We start from the raw sequence: 21,879 nt of genomic DNA, 5'->3' as shown, positions 1-21,879 counted from the left end.
CCAACTCCTGTCCGGTCGGGGCACTCAACCCTTGGCCCGCTTCAGGTCCCCCTTCCCGCAGGCCGTGCCGTCCCGGTCCGGGTCGAGCCGGAGGGGATCGTCCTTGCCGTTGAGCTTCAGCCGTCCGTAGTCGTTCGCCGCGAGCCACGCACAGCGGGCCTTCGTCGTCGCCCTCACCGTCGCGGGGAAGACCGTGGGGACGCAGACGCCCGCCGGGCCGTAGTGCCGGTCGCAGCCCGCGACCTGCGGGCCCACCGGCTCCGACGTCCGCTCCGTGCGCGGCTTCCTCGGGGTCTTCGCCAGGTCCCCGGCGAAGTCATGGACATGCGCCGACTCCCCCGACTGCCCCGACTGCCCCGACTCCCCGGGCTGCCCGGCGAGCGCCGCTGGGCCGCCCAGGTGCACCCACCGCGCCACCGAGGGAACGCCGTTGGCGTCGACCGCGAACAGCATGTACCAGCCGGGCGGCGCCAGGTTGGGATTGCTCGTCACATTGAGATCGACGGTGTTCCCGTCGACGGAGAGCGGCAGGTCCACGAACCGCTGGTTGGGGTCGGAGGAGTGGGTCACCGCGGCCGGCCGGATCAGCTCCGCCTTGGCGATGGGCCGGTCGACGGTGATCCGCTGGGTGTCGCCGTACTGCCACTGGTTGCCGGACAGCGACGTGATCTCCGGCCGTGGCCCCTTGAGCAGATACGGCGGGGTGTAGAGCGACACCTTGTGGTTCCAGGAGCCGTTGCCCGGATTGTCGCCCGTCGTCATCACCCGGCCGTCCGGCAGCAGGAACGCCGAGGAGTGGTAGCCGCGCGCCTCGGGGTCCACCGCCACCGGGTCGAACGTGTCCGTCAGCGGGTCGAACAGCGAGGACTCGTAGACGGTGTTGGCGCGGTTGTGCAGCCCGCCCCCGGTCTCCAGCACCTTGCCGTCGGGCAGCAGCACCGCCGAGCCGTACATCTTGCCCTGCTCCCCGGTCTGCGGCTGCGGGCCGTTGCCGAGGTCGACCGTGCCCTGCGGCAGCGGCGGGCCCGGCGTGTAGCGGGGGTTGGGCTCCTTGAGATCGATGAGGTCGGTGAGCCGGTTCGCCTCCGGGTTGGAGTCGATGTTGCCGCCGCCCATGGTCAGCACCCGCTGGTCCTGCGCGGGCGGCAGCAGCACGCTCGCCGACTGGTCGCGCTCGTCCTTGTTCCGCAGCCCCGGCACATCGGTGATCGTGTTGGCGTCGTAGTCGTAGACCGAGGACCCCGTCCCCGGGGTGCCGTTGCCGAAGGAATGGCTGCCCGTGTAGAACAGCCGGCCGTCCTGCAAGAGGATCATCGCGGGATACAGACCCCAGTACGACCAGGTCTGGTTGACCTGCCAGGCGGGCAGCCACTTGTCCTGCGCGGCCGACCAGCGGTCGGCGGTCACCGAACCGGTGGAGTCCTCGCGCAGCCCGCCGAAGGACATCACATCGCCATTGCCCATGATCGTGGCCGACGGGTACCAGTGGCCGTCGTTCATGTCATTGGTCCTGCTGTACGTCTCGGTGGCGGGGTCGAAGAGGTACGAGTCCTTGTAGCCCTGGTAGCCGAGGGTGCCGTCCGCCGACGGATAACCCTTGTTGCCGCTCATCACCAGGACCCGGCCGTCGGACAGCTGGACATGGCCGGAGCAGAACATGTCGTCGGGGGTGGGGATCGTACGGTACGAACCGTCCTCGGGGTCGTACACCGCGGAGGTGAATGTACCGGCCTCGAACATCTCCGGGTCGTTGCCGGAGCCGGCGATCAGCAGCACCTTGCCGTTGTGGAGCACCACCGAGTGCATCGAGCGCACGGGATTCTCCGTCGGCAGGACCTCCCACTTTCCGTCGGCGCACTCCTCGGTGGTCCCGGTGCACTCGGGCTCGACGGGCGGCGGGGCGACCTCCTCCATGCCGTAGTCGTCGGTGGTCACACTGCCCGTGCCGTACACCGAAACGCCCCAGCTGATCCGGTCGGTGCCGGGCGGGACGACCGGGGTGCGGACCTCGGCCCGCTGGTAACCGGCGCTCAGGTCCAGGGTTTTGAGGTCGGTCCAGTACTGCCAGCCCGTCGTGGTGTCATGCCGGAAGAGCGTGATCGCCGCGTCCGGGGTCGTCGACCGGTACCAGAGCGACAGGTCGTACTGCCGCTCGGCCACCACACCGGGCGCGCACGCCGCGGACTCCGTGATCAGCGCCTTGCGGTCGCCCTCGGTCCTGCGGGTCAGCTCGACCTTGAGCGCCTTGGCGCCGGAGTGGGCGTCGGCGACGGTGGCGAAGGTGAAGTCGTTGTCGCCCCATCCGGACCGCTCCCAGCAGTACGGCATCCCGTCGGTGCCCGCCGTCTCGAAGCCGGGGTTCTTGACGAGGTTCGCCCCGGCCACGGCCGGCTGCTGCGCGCTGAGCAGCAGCCCGCCGGTCAGCGCGGCGACGGCGAGCAGCGCGGTACGACGCCGGCGCCGCGCAGGCGCGGCACGGAAAGGTGACGTACGGAGAGGTGATGTACGGAAGCGTCTCACCGGCTGACCTCCTTCTCGACACGGTCGCCACGGTCGCCTGTCTCCGGGCTCCCCGGCCGCACCCCGGCACGCGTCCGGCCGGGCTCACGGCCCCGCTTCGGCAGATAGACCAGCGCTTCCGTCCCCACGAAGCGCAGCACGAACGTCGCCAGCAGCGCGCACCCGGTCGCCGTCAGCACCCCCATGCCGAACTGGGAGACGAACAGCGCGATCAGCGGGATACGCAGCAGCAGATCGGCGTTGGCGAGCAGCGCGAACCGGCCCACCCGGTCCGCCCAGTGCCGGTGCGCCCGCCGGCTGCGGAAGAGCAGCACCTCGATCAGCAGGAAGTTCCATCCCACGCCGAACTGGTTGGCCAGCACCTCGGCCGGCAGATAGTGCAGGCCCAGCGCCGTCAGTCCGTACAGCGCGAGCAGATTCGGTACGAAGCCGGTGAGCCCGATCAGTCCGAAGGCGATCATCCGGGCGAGCGGCGCGGCCGTGCGCAGCTCCACCAAGTGGCGCAGGAACCGCAGCCCTTCCCGCGCCGTCGACTTGGACTCGCCCGCGAACCGGTCGCGGAAGACGAACGGCACCTCGGCCGGCGACTCGGGCCGGCAGCGCACCGTCAGCTCCAGCAGGATCTTGTAGCCGAGCGGGCGCAGCGCCTCCGAGCTGACCGCGGAGCGCCGGATCGCGAAGAAGCCGCTCATCGGGTCGCTGATCCCGCGCAGCCTCCCCGGGAAGATCCCCTTGGTCAGCCAGGTCGCGGCGCGCGAGACCGCGACGCGGTAGCCGCCGGCCAGCCCGGCTCTGCTTCCGCCGGCGAGGTAGCGGCTGGCGACGACGAGGTCCGCGGATTCCCGCTCACCGGCCGCGACCAGGTCAGGGACGAGGGCGGGCGGATGCTGGAGGTCGGCGTCCATGACGACGATCCAGTCGGATCCGGCGGCCCTGAGCCCCTCGACGACGGCCCCGCCGAGGCCGCCCTCCGGGGTGTCCCGGTGGATCACACCGACCGGGAACGGGCAGTCCTGCGCGGCAGCGGCGATCACTTCGGGGGTGTCGTCCGTCGAGTCGTCGACGAAGAGCACCTCGCAGGGCAGCCTGGCCGGTACGGCGTCGGTCAGCTGCCGCAGCAACTCCCGTATGTTTCCCGACTCGTTGAAGGTCGGGATGATGACGGTGACGGCTCCCGGCTCGGCCACCGCGGTCGCTTCGAGGTCCGGATCGCCGAGCTCCCCGGCACCGATGGGGGGAAGAATGCTCATCGTTCGCCTCCCACGATCTGCCGGATCTCGATCCGGTCCGCACCCTCGCCGAAGACGGCGACGGCGGTCGAATGGTTGAGTGCGTCCCGCACTGTGGGCAGGTCGCGCGCGTCGCGCCGTACGGTCGGGGAGGCGACCACATAGTCCAGGTCGCGCCAGCCGCCCGGCATCGTCTCCGTCACGGCCGGGTCGAGGTCGGCCTTGTAGAACCAGATCGCGCCGAGACCCGGTTCATACCCGGAGTGCACCAGGTCCAGCCAGAGCGCGTCGTCGACGAGCACCCGGGCCCGGGACGGGTCCGCCACTTCCTTCGCCATCCAGGAAGCAGCCGCCCGGTAGGGCGCGTTGGCGTCGGCGGTCAGCGCGGTGCGGTTGCCGTCGTACCACCGCGGCGCCACATACACGGCCGCGGTGGCGGCCAGCGCCACCAGGACCGTCCAGCGCACGGTGGTCAGCGTCCGCCCCTCCTGGGGGCCTCGCCGTCTGCGCAGTACGGCGTGGGTGACGCTCGCCGCGCCGCCCGCCAGCACCAGCGCCAGGAACGGCAGTCCCTGGATGACATACATCGCGGGCAGATAGCCGGACGGGCGCAGGGCGACGGCGGTGAGGATCAGTACGGCCAGCGCCGGGCCAGCCAGCGCCCGCGCGGTGACCGACCAGCGGAAGGTCACCATCAGCAGGGCGGCTCCGGCGATACCGCCCAGCAGCAGCACCCGGTCGTAGTACAGCCAGGACTGGAGGACGCCGTACGAACCGCTGCCGGGGTCGAGTACGAAGCCGGAGCCGGGACGGCTCATCTGGTACGTGATCCCGTCCCAGAGCGACACATGTCCGGCGCCCGGCAGCAACTCGCCCTTGAGCAGGGCGAACAGCGGATAGAAGAGCCCGGTCAGCGCGCAGGCGGTGATCGCGCCGGTGAGCGCGAATTTCCGGGTGTCCCGATGGCCGAACCGCCACATCGTCACCAGCAGCGCGGGCAGCACGACCAGCATGGTCTCCTTGGTCAGCACCCCGACGGCGGCCGCGAGTCCGGCCGCGAAGTGGTGCCAGAGATGACGGCTGGGCGAGGCCGCCAGGCAGAACGCGAGCAGCAGCCACATCACGGCGATGTTGTCGAGGAAGATCTCCCGCTGGAGCACCACGGACAGTGGGGAGAGCCCGAAGAGGACCATGGCCAGGCCGGCCGCCCAGCGCGGCAGCCACAGCCGCCGGGCCAGCACGTAGAGGAGCACCGCGCTGGCCGCGCTGACCAGCAGCATCGAGAACCGCATCGGGGCGACGGTCATCGACTCGGGCGAGAAGAGTGACGGCAGCCAGGTCAGAAAGGCGATCTGCATCCAGCCGAGCGGCGGATGGTCGTACCAGTACGTGTAGTGGGCGAGGCCCTTGCCTTCCCGCACCGCCCAGGCCTGCGCGAGATAGGTGCCCTCGTCGTCGCTGAGCGTCGGATAGTGCTGGATGTTCCAGCCCTGGACCAGCAGGATCGCGACGAGGAGCACCCCGCACAGCACCAGATCGGCGCGTGAGCTCCGGAATCGCACCACCGGCCGGACCGTGAGGTGTCTGCCGCTGGGAACCCGGCCGGCCCGAGCATGACCGGGCCGCGCGGTGACGGCCGGTTCGAGCTCCGTCGTCACCGCGGGGAGGGTGGAGGTCACGCGTGGACGTCCTCTCGGATGAGATGCGCGCCGACATGACTGGTCAGCTCCCAGTCGCTGCGTCCCCGCTGCTCACGCCAGACGGCACGGATCGCCGCGCCGGCGAGAAGCACCTGATAGAAGGGGCCGCCGACGATGAGCTTGAGGTAGTGCGTGAGCCGGACCCGCAGTCCGTACTGCCTGCCGAAGTCATGGAGCCCGACGATCTCGAAGACGAAGGTGACCATGGCGGTGACCAGCGGCAGGAACGTCACGAACGCGATCGTCACCGGTACGTCGAGGAAGAGCGCGATGCCCACGTTCAACGGGATGATCAAACCGGTGAACGCCTGCAGGAACGGAGTCATCAGGGTGTAGCGGGCGAGCATCCGCTGTCCGCGCGTGGGCAGTTGGCGCCAGTCCTTCTTGCGGTAGACCTGAAGGAAGCCCTGGTTCCAGCGGGTGCGCTGTTTGAGCAGGGACATCAGTGAGCCCGGGGTCTCCTCGCGGGTCACCATGTCGGAGTCGTAGGCGACGACGACCTTCTTGCCGGTGCTGGAGAGCCGTACGCCCAGATCGCAGTCCTCGGCCAGGCAGTCCTGGTCCCAGCCGCCGGCCTCGCGCAGGACATCGGTCCGTACGAAGACGGTGTTGCCGCCGAGCGGTATGAAGCCCTTCTGGGCGTGCAGATGGAGCCGGCTGCGGAACCAGAAGAAGTACTCCAGGCAGTTGCGCAGGCTGTACCAGCTGGTGTGGAAGTTGATCAGCTGGACGCCGCCCTGGACGACATCGGCGCCGGTGGAGCGGAAGGCGTGGTCGACATGGGTCAGCAGCTCGGGATGGACCTGGTCCTCGGCGTCGAAGACCCCGACGACCTCACCCGTGCAGTACGGCAGCGCGGTGTTGAGCGCCTTGGGTTTGTTCTTCGCCTCGTGCGTGTCGACGACGACCCTGACCCGGCCGGGATCACGGGCCGCGGCCCGCTCGGCGACCGCCGCCGTCTCCGGGTCGTCGTGTCCGACGATGACGATGATCTCGAAGTCGGTGTGGCTGGACTCCAGCAGCCGTTCGACGGTGTGCTCCAGCACGGCCTGTTCGTGCCGGGCGGGCAGAAGCAGGGAGAACGATCTCTCCCGGCCGCCGTCGGGCCGGTCGAATCTGGTGGCGGCCAGCGTCTCGGGTGTACGCCAGGCGTGCATCTGCCACCAGAGCGTGAACGCGGCCATCCAGAAAAGCGCCAGTGAAACGGCAGCGATGAACACGGACGTGAACACAAGGCCCCCCTCGGCCAGGGCGAACCGACGGCAGGCCCCCCGGCCGCCGGCTCACCCGTCATCCCCCTGCGCGCAGGTCCCCCATGCGCACCCGTTGTGCCTCTTGTGAAGACAATAAGGGGGACCTGTGACGACCGTAGGGCCGATTGGGTGAATGCTGCGTTTCAGTCCGATTCTCCACCGGTCAGAAACCGGCCACGCCCTACTCGAAAACAGCCAACTCGCCCCTCAGTACGCCGACTTCGGTCGTCGGAGCCGCACACACGAACTGCCGGCAGACATAGGCGGCGGGCCGCCCGTCGACGAGCGGACGGTCCGTCAGCAGCGGGAATTCGTCGCTGCCCGCCGCACCGGCCGCGACCACCGCGCCGGGGGCCGTACCCAGCAGCGCCGTACGGTGCAGCTCAGCCGTCCCCGCGTCGCCCGCCGGCCCCACGACGGCGACCTCACGCGGCCCGTCCAGCAGCGCCTCGGCGACCGCGAGCCCCCAGCCGATGAAGCGCGGCGCCCGCGGCCCCAGGGCCTTCACCACGCCCAACGCCCCTTCGGCGGCGTCGCGATGACGCTCCGAGCCGGTGTGCGCGGCGTACGAGAGCAACGCCCCGGCAGCGGCCGTCCAGCCGGACGGCGTGGCATTGTCCGTCGGATCCTGCGGCCTGCGGATCAACCGCTCGGCGTCATCGGCGGTGTCGAACAGCGCCCCGCCCTCCCCCACGAACCGGTCGAGAACAATGTCCAGCAAGAACCCGGCGAATTCCAGCCACGCGCCCTCGCCGGTGACCCCCGCGAGCGCCAGGAATCCTTCCGCGACATCGCCGTAGTCCTCCAGCACACCCGCGTTGGCGCCGGCCCTGCCGTCCTTCGAGGTACGGGCGAGCCGCGCCGCGTCGTCCAGGTGCACCCGCACCAGCAGATCGGCGGCCTCCGTGGCCCGCTCCACCAGATCCGGCCGGTCGAAGTACGCGCCGGTCTCGGCAAGCGCGGCGATGGCGAGACCGTTCCAGGCGGCCACGATCTTGTCGTCCCGGCCGGGCCGCGGCCGCTCCTCGCGCGCCGCGAGCAGCCGCCGCCGCACCGACTCGGCCCGCCCGGCATCCGCCACCCCGCCGTCCTGCGGGAGTTGGAGCACCGAGGCACCCTCCTCGAACGTGCCCTCCTCGGTCACCCCGAAGTACTGAGCCGCGAACTCCGCGTCCGACTCCCCCAGCACCGCGCGCAGTTGCTCCGGCGTCCACACGTAGAAGGCGCCCTCGACATGCTTCCCGCCGCCGTCATCACTGTCCGCGTCCAACGCCGAGGCGAACCCGCCCTCGGGTGTGCGCAGTTCCCGCACCATGAAGTCCGCGGTCTCCACCGCCACCCGCCGCGCCAGATCGGAGCCGGTGGCCCGCCACAGATGCGCGTACACCCGGCACAGCAGAGCATTGTCATAGAGCATCTTCTCGAAGTGCGGCACCACCCAGTCACGGTCCACCGAGTAGCGGGCGAACCCGCCGCCGAGCTGGTCGTAGATCCCGCCGCGGGCCATCGCCTCGCAGGTGTCGGCGGCCATCTGGAGCGCACCCTCGGCGCCGGTACGCGCGTGATGGCGCAGCAGGAACTCCACCACCATCGACGACGGGAACTTGGGCGCCCCGCCGAACCCGCCCCGCTGCGCGTCGTACTCCCGGGTCAGCCCCAGCAGCGCCTGCGCGAGCTCCTCCTCGCCGGGCACCCCGCCCCCGCCGTGCGCCAGCGACCGCCCGGCCAGCTCCCGTACGATCCGCCCGGCAACCTCCGCGACCTCCTCGCGCCGCCCGGTCCACGCGGCGGTCACGCCTTCCAGAACCTGCGGGAAGGAAGCCATGCCGTGCCGGGGCGCGGGCGGGAAGTACGTACCGAAGTAGAAGGGCTCGCCGTCGGCCGTCAGAAACACGGTCATGGGCCACCCACCCTGCCCGGTGGCGGCCTGCACGGCCTCCATATAGACGGCGTCGACATCCGGCCGCTCCTCGCGGTCCACCTTGATATTGACGAAGTGCTCGTTCATATAGCCGGCGGTCGCCTCGTCCTCGAAGCTCTCGCCCGCCATGACATGACACCAGTGACACGCCGAGTAGCCGACCGACAGCAGAACGGGTACATCACGCCGCCGCGCTTCCTCGAAAGCCTCCGGCCCCCAGGGCCACCAGTCGACCGGATTCTCGGCATGCTGAAGCAGATAAGGCGAGGTCGTGCCACCCAAGCGGTTCACGGTAATCACCCTCTCATGCGACGCCCAGCAGCCTGGTAGATCAGGCCTCAACCAGAGAATGTGCCCTCACCGGTCGACCGGGTTGTCAGCGCACTGGCGCAGAGACGGGGCCTCCGCTCTCACCCGAATCGGGCACGCCGGACAGTAGGCTGAGCCGGGCGGCACCGGAACTGACGAGCATCCTCGAAGGAGGTACGCCATGACCGCCGAGATGGTCGCACCCGCATGGATGCACTTGCAGATCAGCGCAGAACAGTACGACTCCTGGTCCGAGGAGCAGTGTGTCGGCATTGAGATCGTGGACGGGATGGTCGTCGTGAGCCCGAGCGCGTCCAAGCGGCACAATCGGCTGGCCCGGATCCTGGCCAATGCCCTGGACTCCGCCGCAGGCCCGGACTGGAACGCCGACACGGACTTCGACGTCCGCCTTCAGGACGTTCCACTCACCAACCGCCGTCCGGACGTCGTCGTCTACCGGGCGGAGACCATCGACCTCACGCCCACCCGCCCCGAACACGTACTCCTGGTCGTCGAGGTCGTGTCGCCCGGCTCGGAGACCACCGACCGGATCGTGAAGGTGGACCAGTACGCCAAGGCCGGCATCCCCTTCTACTGGCGGGTCGAACAGGCTGCCACCGGTGTCCCGATCGTCTACACCTACGTTCTCGACCCCGCCACCAAGGCCTACAGGGACGGAGAGATGTTCACCGGCATGATCAAGGCTGCCGCGCCCTTCTCCGTCACCGTCGACCTGGGAGCCATCTGACAGCGCTGGAAGATTATTCCCTCATGACTGAGCACAAGGGAAAGCGGAAATACGGCGCTGGGCGGCCTGGCGGGGCCGCTCCGTCGAGCCGTTGATCCGCGAATCGCTCGAACTCGCCGCTGCCGCGGGCGACTTCCCCTGGCCGGAGACCGAGGTCGTGGGGGGCTGGTGGAACCGCCGGTTCAGCCCGGAGATCGACCTGATCGGCGGCGACCGCGCGCCGGTGGCTCGGACCCTCTTCTTCGCCGGTTCGGTCAAATGGCTGGGCCGCCCCTTCGACCACCACGACCTGGCCGCCCTGGAGCAGGGCGCGGCCCAGATGCTGGGATTCGCCCCGGACACCGGCGGCCTGGTCGTCGCCACCCTCAGCGGCACCACGGGCATCACGGGAACCGATCGTGTCGACCTGGTGTGGGGACCTCGCGACGTCGTCGCCGCCTGGCCCGGGTGAGTGTCGCTGCGGCGCCTTAGGAAAGGCCGCTGGATCAGTCGTGGTGGGGTGGGAGGACCTGGATCGTGTCGCCCACCGGGCGTTCGCCCGTGGCGTCGGAGGTGATGTTGACGAGTTTGCCGCCGACGACCATCGCGCTGGAGCCGCCGCCGTCCAGGTTGAGGGCCTGTTCCGCTCCCAGGGAGCGCATGAAGGTCGCGCCCTCGGCCAGGGTGAATCCCTCGCTGACGCCGGGCTGTCGCCCGTCCACCGTGACCAGGAGCAGGCGTCCCCGTCGGTCGATGCCGGCCATGGTGCGGGGCTGGCGTACGTTCGACCAGGCGAAGCCGAAGGAGAGGTCGAGGGGGTCGAGCGTCCCCTCGGCGGTGGCGTCGATGTCGGCCCGGCCGTTCTTCACCAGGGTCGGCGCGGCGCTGACGATGCTGTCGCGGGAGCCGAGCTCGACCCGTCGGCCGGCGGTGTCGCGGATGTCCTCGCGCACGGAGATCCGCTCGCCCTTCCGGCTGTGCGCCGACAGCCAGTCGGCCGCGGCGCCGATGCCCTGGAGTACCGAGCCGCCGGCCGGGACCGTGCCGCCACGTGGGCCGGCGGAGACCACGTGGTGCGTGGCGTCGAGCACGACCTGGGTGCCGGCCCCCTCGGGCAGGGCGGCACGGAACCTCGGGGTGAACTTCACCAGGTCGTCGGCCTCCGCGCAGGTGAGGTCGTGGCGGGGAAGCTCGGTGGGGGTGGCGCCGGGGCGGCCGCAGTTGCGCACCTTGCCCGGTACCCGGTTGATGCCCTGTACCGCGTAGCTGGACGATCCCGCCCGCGCGGTGACCGTGGTGGACAGGTCGGCGATACGGGGGCGCCGCCCGCCGTCCGCGAGGATCAGCGCGGCCCGCGTACCGGAGGCCATCGACTCCAGCGTGCCGTCGTAGGCGGCGAGACCGGCGTTCGTGCCCTGCACTCCGTCGGCGTCGGCGGTGATGAAGAAGCCGCCGTTGACGGCGACCAGGGAGCCGGTCCTCGCGGCGACCGCGGAAGTCGTCTCACGGTCCGCGACACTGCTGTCGTGGGTGGACTCGACGGTGCCGCGGAAGGCGGCGGGGTCGATGACCGCCACATGGACGCTCTGCCGGTCGGCGGCCTGCCGGCCGTCGTAGCCCGTCCACTCCACCGCCACCCGGAACCCGCCCGCGGTGACCGCCTGGCTCGCGCTCTGCGCCTCGGCCTGGGTGGCGTACGAGCCCACCCGCACCTGCCATCCCATGGTGCCGCGCGGCGTGTCCGCGTAGCCCTCCCACGGCACCCGCTCCACGCGCGGCCGGAAACCGGCGTCGGTCAGCTGCCGCGCGGTGGTGTCGGCCCAGGTCCGGTCGGACAGCGGGGCCCATGTCGGGGCGCCCGTCAGCCGGTTGACGGCGGGCGCCTGGACGGTGACCGTCCAGACCGGCGTGACACCCGTGTTCCGGATGACGCCGGTGCGCACCTGTACGCCGGGAGCCACGCGCTCCGTCGTCCACCGCACCGAAGCCGAGCCGGAACCGGAAGCGGAGGTCGGGGCGGAGACGGAGACCGGCGCCGCCGGAGCGGCGGCCTGCGCCACGTCCGAGACGGTCCAGGGGTTGACGGCCGCGAGCACCACGGCCGTACCCAGCGCGATCCGTATCCGGATACCGCGACCGGCCAGGCCGCCTCGGCGCGGCACTCCGCCGTCTTCGTCGTGCATGGTCTCCCCTTGGGTCGCGTCGGCCACGGTGCGGACGCCAGTCCAGCCCCGTCCGGGGTCCGGAACAGTAACGGCGGGGGACGGCGCGCGGAAGGCCCGGTGAAGGACGTCGGGAACGGACGTGCGGGTCCACTCCGTCCTGTACACGCGGCGGGCTCCCTCGCGTTCACGCTCCGCGCGCAGGACAATGTCCCCTCACCCGAAGCTCTCGGAGGGGGACGCACATGCGGGAAAGCCACCGGGCCGAAGCGGAGAGGCTGTTGGTACGCGCCGTCGAGGAAGAGGTACGGCGCTCCGGCGGACGGACCGAAGGGAACGCGCTGCTGGCGCGCGGGCGGAGCGCCCTGGACGCCATGGCGGCCGGCGCTGGCGGCGCGGGCGAGGAGTACGCCGCCTACGTACAGGCGCTGGACGCGGCGGAGGCGGAACAGCAGCCGCTGTCCGGTCGGTTCAGCAAGCAGTCCCTCGGAACGCCCGTCCTGGTCACGGCCGTTGCCACCGTCGCGGCGATCGGCGCGGATGTCGCGCTGGGTACGGCGCCGGGCACCGCGCTCGGCGCCGGGGCGGTCGTCGCCGTCGCCGGGGCCGCGACCACCGTCGCCAAGGTCACCGCGTCCCACTGGCCGGCCGCGCACCGCAGAGCGGGCGCCGCGGGCCGCCCGGGCGGCGCCGAGCAGCTGCGGTTGCAGTGGCTGACGGCGCTGGAGGTACGGGGCATCCGCCCGTTCCTCGACCAGCAGCGGGTGCTGACATCCGCGACCCGGCGCACCGCGAAGAAGTCCTCCGTCGTCCCGCAGTTGCGCGGCGGGGACCGCAGCGCGGCCGCGCGCCGGCGCAGTGTGCTGGAGCAGTCCTTCGGTCATCTGCCGCAGCCGGCCGGGCCGTTCGTGGGCCGTCGTGGGCAACTGGCCCGGATCGCGCAGTGGGTGCACGCGGCCCGCGCGTCGACGGAGACGAAGCCGACGGTGGTCGTGCTGTACGGCGACCCGGGCTCCGGGCGTACGACGCTGGCCGTACGGGCCGCGCACCAGCTCAAGGACCAGTTCCGCGGCGCGTGCGTCGTCGATCTGCGCGGCGGCGGGGCGGGTGAGCCGCCGCTGTCGACGCGGGACGCGCTGCTGCATCTGCTGAACCGGCTGGGTGCGCCGCGCGAGCAGCTGCTGTTCCGCGAGCGGTCGTCCCCCGAGCAGCAGGTACGGCGGCTGAGCGAGCTGTACCACCAGCATCTGACGGGTCTTCCGGTGACGGTCGTCCTGGACGACGCGTCCGACCCCGAGCAGGTCAGGACGCTGGTGCCCGAGCGGTCGGACAGTCTGGTGCTGGTGACGGCGCGGCGCCCCATGGAGCTGCCGGCCGATGTCCCGGCGTGGGTGCACCAGCTGCCGGTGGAGGCGCTGGACGGGGCGGGCGCCGAGGAGCTGCTGCGGGCGGTGGCCGCGCAGTCGGCGGAGTCGGCGGCGGGCCCGTACGACGCCCAGGCGGCCGACGAGGTACGGGAGTTGTGCGGCGGTCTGCCGCTCGCGCTGCGGGTCGCGGGGTCCTCGCTGGGCGTCCGTACGGCCCATCAGCTGGCCTCGGATCTCGCCTCCTACGGCCCGGTGGACCCGGTCGAGCGCGCGCTGTGGCTGCGCTACACCGACCAGAGCGACCAGGCCCGCCGGCTGCTGCGCCGGCTGGCGCTCGCCGGTCGCGCGTCGCTGGGCGCGGCCGCGGCGGCGGCGCTGCTGGCGACGGACGAGCAGGAGGCGGGGCGGCTGCTCGCCACGCTGTCGCGGGCCGGGCTGATCGACCATGTGCGGGCGAGCCGCTACCGGCTGCACGACGCCGTGCGGACCTTCGCGCAGGCACGGCTGCTGGACGAGGAGGAGGCGGCGGACCGTACGGCCGCGCAGGAGCGGCTGATCCAGAACTACGCCGAGCTGGCCGACTCCGTGATCCGGCTGGTCGACGGCAAGACGTCCACCCGCGCGGATCTGTTCAAGAGCGCGGCGGGCGCGCACGGCTTCTCCTCGCTGGACGCCGCGCTGCGCTGGCTGGACGACGAGTCGAGCTTCATCACGGCCGCGCTGCGCCATGCCGAGGGCGTCGACCAGCAGGCCGTACTGAACCTGCTGGGCGCGCTCTGCGACTACTGCCTGCTGCGCGGGGACCTCTACCGGCTGGGCGAGATCAACGATCTGACGCAGGCGGTGGGGCAGGGGCTGCTGGTCCGCTCGGTCCAGTGGCGTACGGGCATCGCGGCCCGGCAGCTCGGTGAGCTGGACAAGGCGCGTACGACCCTGACCTCGGTGGTCGACCTGTACCGGGAGGCGCAGCACGACGCGGGGGCGGCCCGCGCGCTGTGTTCGCTGGGCATCACGCTGCACCACCAGGGCAATCTGACCGAGGCGTCGGCGAAGCTGCGCGAGGCGATCGAGCTCCAGTCGTCGCAGGAGCTGGCGGCGGACCGGGCCTGGACGCTGCACGCGCTGGCCGCGGTCGAGCGCGACCGCGCCCATCTCGACGAGGCGCACACGCTGCTCTCCACGGCGCTGGTGCTGCACCGCGAGAGCGAGTCCGTGCACGGCGAGGCCTGGACGCACTTCCAGCTGGGCCAGGTGTGTCTGCGCATGGGCGACGTGCCACGGGCGGAGGGGGAGCTGCGCGCGGCCCTCGATCTGTACGGCAGGACCCGCGACGGCCGCGGTGAGGCCTGGGCGATGACGCAGCTGGGGCGGGCGCGGCTGGTGGACGGCGAGCCGGCCCCGGCGGTCGACCAGCTCAGCGAGGCGCTCGCCCGCCACCGGGAGAACGAGGACGCGCGCGGCGAGGCGTGGACGCTCTACTACCTGGGCCAGGCCCTGGAGGAGCGCGGCGACCGCGACCAGGCGGTACGGGAGCTGGAGCGGGCGCGCACGATGTTCTCGCGGATGCGCGATGTGTACGGTCTGGCCTGCGCCCGGCACCACTCGGGCCGGGTCACCCGCGACCAGCGCGCCGCCCAGACCGGCAATCTCCGCAACTCGGGCTTCGCGCGGCAACTGCTGGTCGACGCCCGCGCGGACTTCCGCCGTATCGGGGTGGCGCACGGGGAGGCGTGGACCTGTCTGGAGCTCGCCATCATCGAGGCGGGCAACAGCCGCCCGGCGCAGGCGCTGCCGCTGTGCGACGAGGCGACGGCGCTCTTCGCCTCGTACGGCGACCGGCGCGGCGCCGACTGGTCCCGCTTTCTGCGCTGCACCCTGCTGCCGTACGCCTCGGCGGGCGGCATCGAGGTGGGCTCGGTGGTGGCGGAACAGGAGCTGTCGGATCTCGCCGCCGCCCGCCACGCCTCCCGCGACGGCAAGCTGGAGGACTGCGTGGAAGCGTTCTCGGTCATGCTGGCCCGCGGCGTCACGCTGGAGGACGGCTGGCAGGCCTGGCAGCTCGGCATGGTCCCGAACCGGCACGCGCGCGAGGTCATGGGCGTCCCGGTGGGCGCCACGCCTTCCTGACCGCCCGGGCCCGGTATCCCGGCTGCCCCGAGGGGGCGGCCGGGGTACGGGACGCGGGGTGCGGGGTGCGGGACGCGCTACTCGCCGTGCGGAGCAGCGGCCGCCGCGGGAGCGGCGGACACCTTCTCCGAGGCGGGGGACTCCTCGAAGTCGACCTTGGCCATATGGCGGTTCATCGACTTCATCAGCAGCCACACGCCGCCCGCCATCACCGCGAACACGACGAACCCGAGAAGTCCGGGTGTCACCTTGTTCTCGTCGAGCTCCTTGGCGAGCGGAATCACGTGCGTCAGTGCCTGGGTCGCATACATATCAGGCATTGTCGCGGATGCCCGCGAAGAGGTCGCTCTCGGGGAGGGACGTATCGACGAGGGACTTCGCCAGCTCGTACTCCTCGGTGGGCCAGACGTCCCGCTGGATGTCCATCGGCACCTTGAACCAGCCGCCGTCCGGGTCGATCTGCGTGGCGTGCGCGATCAGGGCCTTGTCGCGGATCTCGAAGAAGTCCGCGCACGGGACATGCGTGGTCAGCGTCCGCTCCGCGCGGACGAACTCCTTCCAGCGCTCCAGCCAGTCCCCGTACGGGGACTCCAGTCCGCGCGCCAGCAGCGCTTCGTGCAGCGCGACCGTGCGCGGCCGGTTGAAGCCCTGGTTGTAGTAGAGCTTCTGCGGCTGCCAGACCGGCCCGAACTCGTCCTCCGGGTACTTCTCCTTGTCGGCCGCCGCCTCGAACGCCACCATCGAGATCTTGTGGGTCATGATGTGGTCGGGGTGCGGATACCCGCCGTTCTCGTCGTACGTCGTGATGACCTGCGGGCGGAACGAGCGGATCGACCGTACGAGCCGACCGGCCGCCTCGTCGATGTCCTCCAGCGCGAAGCAGCCCTCGGGCAGCGGCGGCAGCGGGTCGCCCTCGGGCAGCCCGGAGTCGACGAAGCCCAGCCACTCCTGGTCGACGCCGAGGATCTCGCGCGCCTCATCCATCTCCTTTTTGCGGACCTCGTGGATGTTCTCCTCGATATAGGCGTCACCCTGGAGTCTGGGGTTGAGGATGGAGCCGCGCTCGCCTCCCGTGCAGGTCACGACCAGCACGTCCACCCCCTCGGACACGTACTTGGCCATGGTGGCCGCGCCCTTGCTCGACTCGTCGTCGGGGTGGGCGTGAACGGCCATCAATCGCAGCTGCTCAGTCAAGACTCGATCCTCAGTGATTTGTCGCATCAGACGGCTTCTATAGTGACGGATATCGGGGGGCGGAAAATTCCGGCTGCCCGAATCCGAGAGGAACGATCATGGCCGTGGTACGCGAGGAGCTTCCCCCGGGCCGCTACGGCCGCTCGGCGGACGAGCGCGCGGACCACAAGCTCAAGATCGTGGGCGCGGTTCTCGGCGTCGCGTTGATCGCCATGATCGGCTGGTTCGGCTACCACTATGTGGTGGACCGGAGTGTCTCCGGAGAACTCATCAAGTTCAAGAGGGTGTCCGCCACCTCGGTCGAGGCGCATCTCGAGGTCCGCAAGGACCGGGATGCCACCGGCATCTGCACGCTGCGCTCCCTCGCCGAGAGCGGCGCCGAGGTCGGCCGCAAGGATGTCCGCTTCGGTCCCGGCGAGACCCGGATCGACCGCGTCGTCACGCTGCGTACGACGCAGAGCGCGACCAGCACCGAGCTGCTGGGCTGTACGTCGGACTGACCCCGGCCGGCCACCGCCGGGCCGTACGCCGGACTGTCTCCGCCCGGCCTACCCTGCCCGGCTGCCGCTGGACCCGCCGTCCCTCCGACCGCACGTCTCCTCGCTGACCTGCGCCGATGTAATTCTGACGGCATTCGTCCTCCCCCTCGCGCCACGAAATTGTTAGGCTCGTGGTTTCGCCCACCCGAGAAGGCACATCCTTCTGGGTAGGGCGTTGCTTTGTTATCCCAGTACCTACGAGGAGCAGCTGTGACCCAGACCAGCGAGAACGTCACCTGGCTTACCCAGGAGGCGTACAACCAGCTGAAGGCCGAGCTGGAATACCTGTCTGGTCCCGCCCGCACGGAGATCTCCACGAAGATCGCGGCGGCCCGTGAGGAGGGCGACCTGCGGGAGAACGGCGGGTACCACGCGGCCAAGGAGGAGCAGGGCAAGCAGGAGCTCCGGGTCCGGCAGCTGACCCAGCTCCTGCAGAGCGCGAAGGTCGGCGAGGCCCCGGCGGACGACGGCGTCGTCGAGCCGGGCATGGTCGTGACCATCGCGTTCGACGGGGACGAGGACGACACCCTCGCCTTCCTGCTGGCCTCACGCGAGTACGCGAGCTCCGACATCGAGACGTACTCCCCGCAGTCCCCTCTTGGCTCCGGCGTGAACGGCAAGAAGGTCGGCGACGACGCGGAGTACGAGCTGCCGAACGGGAAGAAGGCCGCGGTGAAGATCCTCGCGGCCAAGCCCTACACGGGCTGAGCCACACTTCGGCGAGGGCCGCGGGGGAGCTCCCCCGCGGCCCTCTTCTGTCCACAGACCCGGCGGCTTCCGGTGCCGGGCGTCAGGCGTCAGGCCGTGGCCGAGCGGTACTTGCGGACCGCCAGGGTCCGGAAGACCACGATGATCAGGATCGACCAGAGCAGCGAGGCCCACACCGGATGCTGCATCGGCCAGGCGTCGGACTGGGAGACCCCGGGGTTGCCGAACAGCACCCGGCTCGCCTGCACGGTGGCGCTGAACGGATTCCACTCGGCGACATGCCGCAGCCACGGAGTCATCTTGCTGGTGTCCACGAAGGCGTTCGAGACGAACGTCACCGGGAAGAGCCAGATCAGCCCGCCCGAGGTGGCGGCCTCCGGCGTCCTGACGGAGAGGCCGATCAGCGCGCCGATCCAGGAGAAGGCGTAACCGAGCAGGAGCAGCAGCCCGAACGCGCCGAGCGCCTTCGGCACACCCTCGTGGATACGCCAGCCGACGAGTACGGCGACGATCGCGAGCACCACGACCGTGAGCGCGGTCTGCACGAGGTCGGCGAGCGTACGGCCGGTGAGGACGGCCCCGCGCGCCATGGGCAGGGAGCGGAACCGGTCGATGAGGCCCTTGTGCATGTCGTCGGCGATTCCGGCGCCCGCGCCCGCCGTGGCGAAGGTGACGGTCTGGGCGAAGATGCCGGCCATCAGGAAGTTGCGGTAGACGTCGGCGCTGGTGCTGCCGCCGACCTCCAGAGAGCCGCCGAAGACATAGCTGAACAGCACCACGAACATGATCGGCTGGATCAGTCCGAAGAGGACCACTTCGGGGATCCGGGTCATACGGATCAGATTGCGTCTCGCGACGACCAGCGAGTCGCCCACCGACTGGACGAGTCCGCCGCGGGGTCTGGGGGCCGCGACCCCGGTGGCTTCCGTGACGGTCACTGCCTGTCCTCCTTCGACTCGGCCGCGTCCTCGGCCGCGTGGCCGGTCAGCGAGATGAACACGTCGTCGAGGGTGGGGCGGCGCAGACCGATGTCGTCGATCTCGACACCGCGGCTGTCCAGCTCCCTGATGACCTCGGCGAGCAGTTTGGCGCCGCCGCTGACCGGGACGGTCAGCTTGCGGGTGTGCTCGGCGACCGACACCTCGCCGCCCTTGCCGAAGCCGGCCAGCACCCCGCGGGTGGGCTCGATCTGCTCGCGTTCGTGGACGACGACCTCGACGCGCTCGCCGCCGATCTGCGCCTTGAGCTGGTCGGCGGTGCCGCGGGCGATGACCCGGCCGTGGTCCACGACGCAGATGTCATGGGCCAGGTGGTCGGCCTCCTCCAGATACTGGGTGGTGAGCAGCAGGGTCGTACCCCCGGCCACCAGCTCCTGGATGATCCCCCACAGCTGCTGGCGGTTGCGCGGGTCGAGGCCCGTCGTCGGCTCGTCCATGAACATCACGGGCGGGGAGACGACGAGCGCCGCGGCGAGGTCGAGCCTGCGGCGCATCCCGCCGGAGTAGGTCTTGGCCGTACGGTCCGCCGCGTCGGAGAGATGGAAGCGCTCCAGCAGCTGGTCCGCGCGCGCCTTCGCGTCGCGCCCGCTCATCTGGTAGAGCCGGCCGACCATCCGGAGGTTCTCCCGGCCGGTCAGATATTCGTCGACCGCCGCGAACTGGCCGGAGAGGCCGATGGAGCGGCGTACTTCGTCGGGGTTCTTGAGGACGTCGATTCCCGCGACCACCGCGGTGCCGCTGTCGGGCTGGAGCAGGGTGGTCAGGACCCGTACGGCGGTGGTCTTGCCGGCGCCGTTGGGTCCGAGAAGCCCGAGGACCGTGCCTTCGGGTACATCGAGATCGACGCCGTCCAGAGCCCTTACCTCACCGAAGGTCTTCACCAGGCCTTCGGCATAGATGGCGCCTGGCATGTGGGTTCTCCAAGGGTGGCGACTTGCTGTCGGTGCGCTGCGCACGCAGAGCCTAGGTTTGCCGACCGCCGACGACCGGCATCTGCGAAAGCCCGGTCGTGGCAAGCCAGGAGCGGAACGGTAACGCGATACATCGCGACCCACAAGGGATAAGAAAGGGATACACCGGATCCTTCCGGCGCGGCCTCAGCCGAGGATCGTGTAGCCCGCCTCCCGCAGCGCCGCCTCGACCTCCGCGCAGTGGGCCGGGCCCTTCGTCTCCAGGTGCACTTCCACATCCGCCTCCGCGAGACCGAGCCGCGGATCGGTCCGCACATGGCTCACATCGAGCACATTGGCGTCGGCCACCGACAGCACCCCGAGCATCGTGGCGAGCGCCCCCGGCCGGTCCGTCACCCGCAGCCGCAGGCTCAGATAGCGCCCCGCCGCCGCCATGCCGTGCCGCAGGATCCGCTGCATCAGCACCGGATCCACATTGCCGCCCGACAGCACCGCGACCACCGGACCGCGGAAGGCCCCGGGATCTCTCAGCAGCGCGGCCACCGGGCTCGCCCCCGCCGGTTCCACGACCAGCTTCGCCCGTTCGAGACAGAGCAGCAGGGCGCTGGACAGGTCGTCCTCGGAGACCGTACGTACCTCGTCGACCAGCTCCTGGATCAGCTCGAACGGTACGTCGCCGGGGCGGCCCACCTTGATGCCGTCCGCCATCGTCTGCGGCGCCTCGATCACCATCGGCCGGCCCGCCCTGAGCGAGGGCGGATACGCCGCCGCGCCCTCCGCCTGCACCCCGACCAGCCGCACATCGGGCCGTACCGACTTCACCGCGAGGGCGATGCCCGCGGCCAGCCCGCCGCCGCCGATGCCGACGACGATCGTCCTCACCTCCGGGCACTGCTCCAGGATCTCCAGACCGACCGTGCCCTGGCCGGCGATGATGTCCGGGTGGTCGAAGGGGTGGATGAAGACCGCGCCCGTGTCGCGCGCGTACTCCTGCGCGGCGGCCAGCGTCTCGTCCACGACCTGTCCGTGCAGCCGCACCTCGGCGCCGTAGTCCCGGGTCGCCGCGACCTTGGGCAGTGGCGCCCCGACCGGCATGAACACCGTCGAGCGGACACCCAGCAGGGTGGAGGCGAGCGCGACACCCTGCGCGTGGTTGCCCGCGCTGGCCGCCACGACACCCGCCGCGCGCTCCTCCGGGGACAGGCCCGCGATCCGCACGTACGCCCCGCGCAGCTTGAACGAACCGGTCCGCTGGAGGTTCTCGCACTTCAGATGGACCGGGGCGCCGACCAGCTGGGTCAGATACCGGCTCCCCTCCATCGCGGTCATCCTCGCCACGCCGGAGAGCATCTTCTGCGCCCCTCGGATGTCATCGAGGATCAGGGAACGCGCGGGGCGGGACGTACCGAAGCTCATGACCGCAAGTCTCGCAGCTCACGGGCCCGGCGGCGGTGGCTGTCCAAGCCCTGGCCACTGGTTTGCTCAGCGCCGGTACGGGCCGGGTCGTTGCCGCGTACTCTGTCCCCCACCAACCGACCACCGCACGAGAGAGCCCCCAGCCATGCCCCCCATTCAGGACATGACTTCCGCTGCGTCGGCCTCCGCGGAGACGGCCTCCGAACCTTCGGACGGCGCCCGTCTCCTCGACGCCCTCCAGCACCAGGTGGCCGTCTTCGCCCGGCGGGCCGAACAGACCCGGCTCGGCGGTGTCGGCCAGGTCCGCAACTCGATGGACCGCGCCGCCTATCTGCTGCTCAACCGGCTCGACCTGGAAGGCCCGATGGGCGTCAAGGCGCTGGCCGCCGGGATGGGCATCGACTCCTCGACCGTCACCCGGCAGGTCGCGCCGCTCGTCGACACCGGTCTGGTCAAGCGCACCTCGCATCCGGAGGACGGCCGCGCGGTCGTGCTCCAGCTGTCGGCGCGCGGACTGGCCAGGCTCGAAGAGGTCCGCTCGTCGCGGCGGGAGCTGATGGCGCAGGTCACGGACGGCTGGACGGAGGAGGAGCGGAACTCTTTCGCCACCCTGCTCACCCGCTTCAACGGCGCGCTGTCGGCACGGGCCGCCGCTCCGGCGGCCGCGGACGCGGGGCCGGACGAGACGGACGGGACGGCCGGCGCGGAGAAGACGGTTGGCGCGGAGAAGGGCACGGAAACGGAACCGGGGACGGAACCGGGGACGGAACCGGGGACGCCCTCTTGACCCTGGCCCCC

At 70.9% G+C, this 21,879-nt stretch carries 16 protein-coding genes and 1 pseudogene; 6 read left to right on the top strand and 11 right to left on the bottom strand.

The window, feature by feature from the left end:
* Positions 1–24: 24 nt before the first annotated feature.
* The 5 genes from ACFVWW_RS12535 to ACFVWW_RS12515 all read right to left on the bottom strand — a co-directional run bounded on the left by ACFVWW_RS12535 (position 25) and on the right by ACFVWW_RS12515 (position 8,914).
* Positions 25–2,424 carry a galactose oxidase-like domain-containing protein gene (locus ACFVWW_RS12535; RefSeq protein ID WP_384181187.1) on the bottom strand — a complete coding sequence of 800 codons (2,400 nt, stop codon included), beginning with the start codon at positions 2,422–2,424 and terminating at the stop codon, positions 25–27.
* A gap of 92 nt (positions 2,425–2,516) precedes the next feature.
* Positions 2,517–3,770, bottom strand: a complete 1,254-nt coding sequence (locus ACFVWW_RS12530) for a glycosyltransferase (RefSeq protein ID WP_386878467.1) — start codon at positions 3,768–3,770, stop codon at positions 2,517–2,519.
* Positions 3,767–5,428, bottom strand: a complete 1,662-nt coding sequence (locus ACFVWW_RS12525) for an ArnT family glycosyltransferase (protein ID WP_384180949.1) — start codon at positions 5,426–5,428, stop codon at positions 3,767–3,769. Before ACFVWW_RS12525 ends, ACFVWW_RS12530 begins: the two co-directional genes overlap by 4 nt.
* A complete protein-coding gene (locus ACFVWW_RS12520) occupies positions 5,425–6,681 on the bottom strand; it encodes a glycosyltransferase (RefSeq protein WP_384180947.1) in 1,257 nt (418 codons plus the stop codon). Before ACFVWW_RS12520 ends, ACFVWW_RS12525 begins: the two co-directional genes overlap by 4 nt.
* A 202-nt stretch (positions 6,682–6,883) precedes the next feature.
* Positions 6,884–8,914, bottom strand: coding sequence for a thioredoxin domain-containing protein (locus tag ACFVWW_RS12515; RefSeq protein WP_386878468.1), 2,031 nt, complete (start codon positions 8,912–8,914; stop codon positions 6,884–6,886).
* A 199-nt stretch (positions 8,915–9,113) separates the two neighbouring features.
* On the opposite strand from ACFVWW_RS12515, the gene ACFVWW_RS12510 reads away from it, so the two are divergent.
* Entirely contained in the window at positions 9,114–9,680 is a 567-nt protein-coding gene (locus ACFVWW_RS12510; RefSeq protein WP_386878469.1) for a Uma2 family endonuclease, read from the top strand.
* A 91-nt stretch (positions 9,681–9,771) separates the two neighbouring features.
* Positions 9,772–10,131 carry a hypothetical protein gene (locus tag ACFVWW_RS12505; protein WP_384336163.1) on the top strand — a complete coding sequence of 120 codons (360 nt, stop codon included), beginning with the start codon at positions 9,772–9,774 and terminating at the stop codon, positions 10,129–10,131.
* 34 nt (positions 10,132–10,165) lie between these two features.
* Here ACFVWW_RS12505 and ACFVWW_RS12500 read toward each other — a convergent pair whose 3' ends face one another.
* Positions 10,166–11,842 carry a phosphodiester glycosidase family protein gene (locus ACFVWW_RS12500; RefSeq protein WP_386878470.1) on the bottom strand — a complete coding sequence of 559 codons (1,677 nt, stop codon included), beginning with the start codon at positions 11,840–11,842 and terminating at the stop codon, positions 10,166–10,168.
* Positions 11,843–12,066: 224 nt separating this feature from the next.
* Here ACFVWW_RS12500 and ACFVWW_RS12495 point away from each other — a divergent pair, with 224 nt between their 5' ends.
* Positions 12,067–15,315, top strand: coding sequence for a tetratricopeptide repeat protein (locus ACFVWW_RS12495; protein ID WP_386878471.1), 3,249 nt, complete (start codon positions 12,067–12,069; stop codon positions 15,313–15,315).
* A 77-nt stretch (positions 15,316–15,392) separates the two neighbouring features.
* Here the strand turns inward: ACFVWW_RS12495 and ACFVWW_RS12490 are convergent, their stop codons facing one another.
* Positions 15,393–15,626: a hypothetical protein gene (locus tag ACFVWW_RS12490; RefSeq protein ID WP_384180935.1), complete on the bottom strand. Its 234-nt coding sequence runs from the start codon at positions 15,624–15,626 to the stop codon at positions 15,393–15,395.
* Between the two features lies 1 nt (position 15,627).
* Entirely contained in the window at positions 15,628–16,509 is an 882-nt protein-coding gene (mca, locus tag ACFVWW_RS12485) for a mycothiol conjugate amidase Mca (RefSeq protein ID WP_386878472.1), read from the bottom strand.
* Between the two features lie 98 nt (positions 16,510–16,607).
* Here mca and ACFVWW_RS12480 point away from each other — a divergent pair, with 98 nt between their 5' ends.
* Both ACFVWW_RS12480 and greA read left to right on the top strand, forming a co-directional pair.
* Positions 16,608–17,009, top strand: a complete 402-nt coding sequence (locus ACFVWW_RS12480; RefSeq protein WP_386878473.1) for a DUF4307 domain-containing protein — start codon at positions 16,608–16,610, stop codon at positions 17,007–17,009.
* 249 nt (positions 17,010–17,258) lie between these two features.
* On the top strand, positions 17,259–17,756 hold the full coding sequence (greA, locus tag ACFVWW_RS12475) for a transcription elongation factor GreA (RefSeq protein WP_384180929.1): 498 nt from the start codon (positions 17,259–17,261) through the stop codon (positions 17,754–17,756).
* Positions 17,757–17,845: 89 nt separating this feature from the next.
* On the opposite strand, the gene ACFVWW_RS12470 is transcribed toward greA, so the two are convergent.
* From ACFVWW_RS12470 to ilvA, 3 genes are all read right to left on the bottom strand, one after another.
* Complete coding sequence (locus tag ACFVWW_RS12470; RefSeq protein WP_384180928.1) at positions 17,846–18,694, bottom strand: ABC transporter permease; 849 nt, start codon at positions 18,692–18,694, stop codon at positions 17,846–17,848.
* Complete coding sequence (locus ACFVWW_RS12465; RefSeq protein WP_386878474.1) at positions 18,691–19,665, bottom strand: ATP-binding cassette domain-containing protein; 975 nt, start codon at positions 19,663–19,665, stop codon at positions 18,691–18,693. Before ACFVWW_RS12465 ends, ACFVWW_RS12470 begins: the two co-directional genes overlap by 4 nt.
* Before the next feature lie 186 nt (positions 19,666–19,851).
* Complete coding sequence (ilvA, locus tag ACFVWW_RS12460; protein ID WP_386878475.1) at positions 19,852–21,081, bottom strand: threonine ammonia-lyase; 1,230 nt, start codon at positions 21,079–21,081, stop codon at positions 19,852–19,854.
* A 145-nt stretch (positions 21,082–21,226) separates the two neighbouring features.
* On the opposite strand from ilvA, the pseudogene ACFVWW_RS12455 reads away from it, so the two are divergent.
* Positions 21,227–21,736 (top strand): annotated as a pseudogene (locus ACFVWW_RS12455) (MarR family winged helix-turn-helix transcriptional regulator); the annotation flags it as partial.
* Positions 21,737–21,879: the final 143 nt, after the last annotated feature.

The organism is Streptomyces sp. NPDC058198, from assembly GCF_042882605.1.
In the GTDB taxonomy this organism is placed as follows: Bacteria; Actinomycetota; Actinomycetes; order Streptomycetales; family Streptomycetaceae; genus Streptomyces.
This window is presented reverse-complemented; position numbering and strand designations above follow the sequence as displayed.